General features: G+C 34.5%; 7 protein-coding genes and 3 pseudogenes. 6 read left to right on the forward strand and 4 right to left on the reverse strand.

From position 1 onward, the window contains the following. Positions 1–428: 428 nt before the first annotated feature. The 6 genes and pseudogenes from DRZ96_RS11360 to DRZ96_RS11385 form a co-directional block, all read left to right on the forward strand. Positions 429–590 (forward strand): hypothetical protein, encoded by a 162-nt coding sequence (locus tag DRZ96_RS11360; protein ID WP_256584744.1) that lies wholly within the window; start codon positions 429–431, stop codon positions 588–590. A 547-nt stretch (positions 591–1137) separates the two neighbouring features. After that, positions 1138–1275 (forward strand): hypothetical protein, encoded by a 138-nt coding sequence (locus DRZ96_RS11365; RefSeq protein WP_256584750.1) that lies wholly within the window; start codon positions 1138–1140, stop codon positions 1273–1275. 75 nt (positions 1276–1350) lie between these two features. Next, the gene (locus DRZ96_RS11370; RefSeq protein WP_112889261.1) at positions 1351–1494 is read left to right on the forward strand and encodes an alanine--tRNA ligase-related protein; all 144 of its coding nucleotides are present in this window, start codon (positions 1351–1353) and stop codon (positions 1492–1494) included. A 113-nt stretch (positions 1495–1607) separates the two neighbouring features. Then, positions 1608–1676, forward strand: coding sequence for an alanine--tRNA ligase-related protein (locus DRZ96_RS11375; RefSeq protein ID WP_256584751.1), 69 nt, complete (start codon positions 1608–1610; stop codon positions 1674–1676). 168 nt (positions 1677–1844) lie between these two features. Then, entirely contained in the window at positions 1845–1979 is a 135-nt protein-coding gene (locus DRZ96_RS11380) for a hypothetical protein (RefSeq protein WP_256584752.1), read from the forward strand. A gap of 217 nt (positions 1980–2196) precedes the next feature. Then, a pseudogene (locus DRZ96_RS11385) lies at positions 2197–2559 on the forward strand (alanine--tRNA ligase-related protein); the annotation flags it as partial. 276 nt (positions 2560–2835) lie between these two features. On the opposite strand, the pseudogene alaS reads toward DRZ96_RS11385, so the two are convergent. The 4 genes and pseudogenes from alaS to DRZ96_RS11410 all read right to left on the reverse strand — a co-directional run. After that, a pseudogene (alaS, locus tag DRZ96_RS12235) lies at positions 2836–3919 on the reverse strand (alanine--tRNA ligase); the annotation flags it as partial. Positions 3920–4025: 106 nt separating this feature from the next. Next, positions 4026–4531 (reverse strand): annotated as a pseudogene (locus DRZ96_RS12240) (AI-2E family transporter). A 50-nt stretch (positions 4532–4581) separates the two neighbouring features. Next, positions 4582–4836, reverse strand: coding sequence for a hypothetical protein (locus tag DRZ96_RS11405; protein WP_256584748.1), 255 nt, complete (start codon positions 4834–4836; stop codon positions 4582–4584). Beyond that, positions 4824–5563 (reverse strand): AI-2E family transporter (locus DRZ96_RS11410; protein WP_256584749.1); only part of this gene is annotated, 740 nt, incomplete at its 5' end. The genes DRZ96_RS11405 and DRZ96_RS11410, both read right to left, overlap by 13 nt.

A 5563-nucleotide genomic window follows, 5' to 3' on the forward strand; every position in this document is an offset into this window, starting at 1 on the left:
GTTCAAGAACAGGTGATATTATGTTAGAGCAAATATCTGGTAATGCTGCTAGATTTATGATTTATGCCTTGCCATTCTTTCTATTCTCTTAATATTTTAGCAATTTACTATCTAATAAATATTGGGAACAGATACATTGATGGCAAGAAGAGGATAAATATAGACCTAAGGCTTATCACAAATATTTTTGGGGATACTTATTTTACTTAAAAATATAATCTTTAATAAGTTCCCAATCCTTGGCTACACACTTTCATCGGTAATAATAGCAATAATATTGCCTATATTATCGACCCAATAGTTAACTACTTGGAGAGGAAGGGAGTCAAGAGACAGTTTGGTGTAATAATAGTTTACATCTCAGCTATACTTATTTTGGAATCTTAATAGTTTCAGTAATACCAAAAACTATTAATGAAATTTCCAACTTGCTTACAAGTCTGCCTGCCATGGTGGATACCCTAATAAGAGAAGTTAATAATTTCGCGTCAAATGTATTTGCCAAGTTTAATATTGAGCTTCCAGAAACTTATAAATGTCTACAAGAGACAAATCCAAAGGTAAATGGGGATGTTGAACACCACAAATAGTTTCTGATATTTTAAATTCTATTAAGGCGACTATTAACGACCTAATAGTCAAGCCCAAGGATCACTAATGGGATCTCTTTCCATGTACTTTCTAACTTTATGGATTTTTAACTTCGGCCTTTAGACTTGTCTTAATTATATCTTTTCCTTCTACTTTTCATGGACAAGGATAGATTTATGCATAGAGTGAAAAAGGCCATACCAAATAAATACAGAGACGACATCTCATATCTCACAAGCATATTGACACAGCCCCAAAATTCATTAGGGGAAGGATGCTAATGGCAATCTTCGTAGGATTAATAATATGGCCTACCTCTTAGTCTTAAGATTAGACTTTGCCATATCATTGGTCTTATAACTTGTGGCAGATATAATCCCTTATATTGGTCCTTTCCTTGGTTTGCGCCGGCAGTTTTTATTTGCCTTTATGGACTCGCCTATGAAGGCCCTATGGTTTTGATTTTATTCGTAATAGTTTCAATGGGTAGAGAACAATTTCGCACCAAAACTCATTGGAGATTCAACTGGACTAAACCCACTTGTAATTTTAATTTCAATAATTATTGGTGGTGGAATCTTTGGTGTATGGGGAATGGTAATTTCTGTTCCATTGATGTCAATTATCTTTATACTTGTTGATTTTATCAAAATAAAATACAACGACAGATACAGCTCTAATTGACATTCATATTCTTTATAATTATATATTTATAGCACATCCTCCCAGGTATGGGAGGATTTTTAATAGGAGTTTAATATGAAACATTTAGGTTACACCGATATAAGAACTGAATTTTTAAAATTTTTTGAATCAAAGGGACACTTTGTACTACCAAGTTTTTCACTAATTCCAAAGAATGATAAATCACTTCTCTTAATTGGAGCTGGAATGCACCAATGAAGAAATTTTTCACTGCGAAGAAGTTCCACCTGCAAAGAGTATACTTGCAAAATGTATTAGGACTGGCGACATAGATAACGTAGGTTAACTGATAGACACCAACATTTTTTGAAATGTTAGGTAACTTTTCCTTTGGAGACTACTTTAAGCACGAAGTAATTCCATGGGCTTGGGAATTTTGACAGTTAATCTCGAAATTCCAAAAGAAGATTATGGTTACAGTTTATTATGAAGACGATGAGCCTACAACATTTGGAAGGATGTAGTGGAATTGATGAAGAAAATCATAAGACTAGGTAAAGAAGAAACTTCTGGGAGCTAGAAGTTGGTCATCAGGTCCATGTTCAGAAATTTACGTTGACAGAGGACTAGAACACGGATCAGAAGAAGAAAGACCTGGTGGAGAAGGAGACAGATTTATTGAAATTTGGAACCTTGTATTCACACAATTCGACAAGACGAAGAAGGAAACTACAATCCTCTAGCTCATCCAACATTGATACAGGTATGGACTGAAAGGATTCTACAGTCCTACAAGAAACTGACAATATATTTGAAATTGATGCCATAAAATATATCCAAGAAATTGCAAAAGTTTTGGAAGAATATGGCAAGGATAAAACTTAGATATTTCCTTTAGGTTATAACAGACCACATTAGGGCGATGACTTTCATGATTTCTGATACAATTGTCCTTCAAATGAGGGAAGAGGCTATGTACTTAGAAGACTTATAAGAAGAGCTGCAAGACATGGAAGAAGCTAGGCATTAAAAGAGCCTTTCTATATGAAATTGCTGACATGGTAATTGACTCTTGGGCGAACAATATGAAGAACTCAAGGAAAACAGAGAATCCATCAAGGAATTATTAGAAGAGAAGAAGAAAAATTCTTAGAAACAATTGATGGTGGACTTGTTAGACTAAGGGCCCACATGGATGAAATGAAGGAAAATAAGGAAAGACTCCTAGATGGAGAAAAAGCCTTTAAACTATATGACACTTATGGTTTCCCGATTGACTTAACAGAAGAAATCCTAAGAGAGAGGCAACTTTCATATGGATGATTTAAGAAGAAATGGATTCCATTTTATAAGCTAGGAACTACAAGCCTTCAAATATCTTTTGGTTGGGCCCAAACCAAGGATCTATTTTAAGATCTTAGTGATGATTCCAGTTATTATAAAGATCCACAATATAATAATGCATGAGTGTTACTTCTTAGGATTTCTTCTGTTAAGTCAATCGGGAAACCATAAGTGTCATATAGTTTAAAGGCTTTTCTCCATCTAGGAGTCTTTCCTATTTCCTTCATTTCATCCATGTGGGCCTTAGTCTAACAAGTCCACCATCAATTGTTTCTAAGAATTTTCTTCTTCTCTTCTATAATTTCCTTGATGGATTCTTGTTTTCCTTGAGTTCTTCATATTGTTCGCCCCAAAGTCAATTACCATGTCAGCAATTTCATATAGAAAGGCTCTTTTAATGCTAGCTTTCTTCCATGTCTTGCAGCTCTTCTTATAAGTCTTCTAAGTACATAGCCTCTTCCCTCATTTGAAGGGACAATTGTATCAGAAATCATGAAAGTCATCGCCCTAATGTGGTCTGTTATAACCCTAAAGGAAATATCTAAGTTTTTATCCTTGCCATATTCTTCCCCAGAAACTTTTGCAATTTCTTGGATTATATCTTTTATGGCATCAATTTCAAATATATTGTCAGTTTCTTGTAGGACTGTAGCAATCCTTTCAAGTCCCATACCTGTATCAATGTTTGGATGAGCTAGAGGATTGTAGTTTCCTTCTTCGTCCTTGTCGAATTGTGTGAATACAAGGTTCCAAATTTCAATAAATCTGTCTCCTTCTCCACCAGGTCTTTCTTCTTCTGATCCGTGTTCTAGTCCTCTGTCAACGTAAATTTCTGAACATGGACCTGATGGACCAACTTCTAGCTCCCAGAAGTTATCTTCTTTACCTAGTCTTATGATTTTTTCTTCATCAATTCCCACTACATCCTTCCAAATGTTGTAGGCTTCATCGTCTTCATAATAAACTGTAACCCATAAATCTTCTTTGGAATTTCGAGATTAACTGTCAAAAATTCCCAAGCCCATGGAATTACTTTCGTGCTTAAAGTAGTCTCCAAGGAAAAGTTACCTAACATTTCAAAAATGTTGCGTGTCTATCAGTTAAACCTACGTTATCTATGTCGCCAGTCCTAATACATTTTTGGCAAGTAGTAACTCTCTTTGCAGGTGGAACTTCTTCGCCAGTGAAAAATTTCTTCATTGGTGCCATTCAGCTCCAATTAAGAGAAGTGATTTATCATTCTTTGGAATTAGTGAAAAACTTGGTAGTACAAAGTGTCCTTTGATTCAAAAAATTTTAAAAATTCAGTTCTTATATCGTGTAAACCTAAATGTTTCATATTACAACTCCTATTAAAAATCCTCCCATACCCTGGGAGGATGTGCTATAAATATTATAATTATAAAGAATATGAATGTCAATTAGAGCTGTATCTGTCGTTGTATTTATTTTGATAAATCAACAAGTATAAAGATAATTGACATCAATGGAACAGAAATTACCATTCCCCATACACCAAAGATTCCACCACCAATAATTATTGAAATTAAAATTACAAGTGGGTTTAGTCCAGTTGAATCTCCAATGAGTTTTGGTGCGAGAATATTGTTCTCTACCCATTGAACTATTACGAATAAAATCAAACCCATAGGGCCTTCATAGGCGAGTCCATAAAGGCAAATAAAACTGCCGGCGCACAACCAAGGAAAGGACCAATATAAGGGATTATATCTGCCACACAAGTTATAAGACCAATGATAATGGCAAAGTCTACTCTTAAGACTAAGAGGTAGGCCATAGTTATTAATCCTACGAAGATTGCCATTAGCATCCTTCCCCTAATGAATTGTTGGAGGGCTGTGTCAATATTGCTTGTGAGATATGAGATGTCGTCTCTGTATTTATTTGGTATGGCCTTTTTCACTCTATGCATAAATCTATCCTTGTCCACTGAAAAGTAGAAGGAAAAGATTATAATTAAGACAAGTCTAAAGGCCGAAGTTAAAATCCATAAAGTTTAGAAAGTACATTGGAAAGAGATCCCATTAGTGATCCTTGGGCCTTGACTATTAGGTCGTTAATAGTCGCCTTAATAGAATTTAAAATATCAGAAACTATTTGTGGTGTCTCAACATCCCCATTTACCTTTGGATTTGTCTCCTTGTAGACATTTATAAAGTTTTCTGGAAGCTCAATATTAAACTTGGCAAATACATTTGACGCGAAATTATTAACTTCTCTTATTAGGGTATCCACCATGGCAGCAGACTTGTAAGCAAGTTGGAAATTTCATTAATAGTTTTTGGTATTACTGAAACTATTAAGATTCCAAAAATAAGTATAGCTGAGATGTAAACTATTATTACACCAAACTGTCTCTTGACTCCCTTCCTCTCCAAGTAGTTAACTATTGGGTCGATAATATAGGCAAATATTATTGCTATTATTACCGATGAAAGTGTGTAGCCAAGGATTGGGAACTTATTAAAGATTATATTTATTAAGTAAAAAATAAGTATCCCCAAAAATATTTTTGTGATAAGCCTTAGGTCTATATTTATCCTCTTCTTGCCATCAATGTATCTGTTCCCAATATTTATTAGATAGTAAATTGCTAAAAATATTAAGAGAATAGAAAGAATGGCAAGGGCATAAATCATAAATCTAGCAGCATTACCAGATATTTGCTCTAACATAATATCACCTGTTCTTGAACTTTTCATCCCCTGGTTTATTTTTTCCACTACATAATCACACTCTTCTTTTGTGTTTTCGTGATTAAGTGAGAGCCTTAGCATAGAAAGTGAGTCTTCTTCACTCCTACCTATTGCCCTTAAAACATGGGATGGGTTAATGCTTCCTGCTGCACATGCTGATCCAGAAGAAACACATATATCAAACATGTCAAGATACTGAACCATGGTTTGTGGTTTAGTATTTTTTAAAGTGATATTTATATTTCCAGGAAGTCTTTTTTCTTTGG

The sequence above is a fragment of the Peptoniphilus harei genome (assembly GCF_900454685.1).
GTDB classification, from domain to species: domain Bacteria; phylum Bacillota; class Clostridia; order Tissierellales; family Peptoniphilaceae; genus Peptoniphilus_A; species Peptoniphilus_A harei.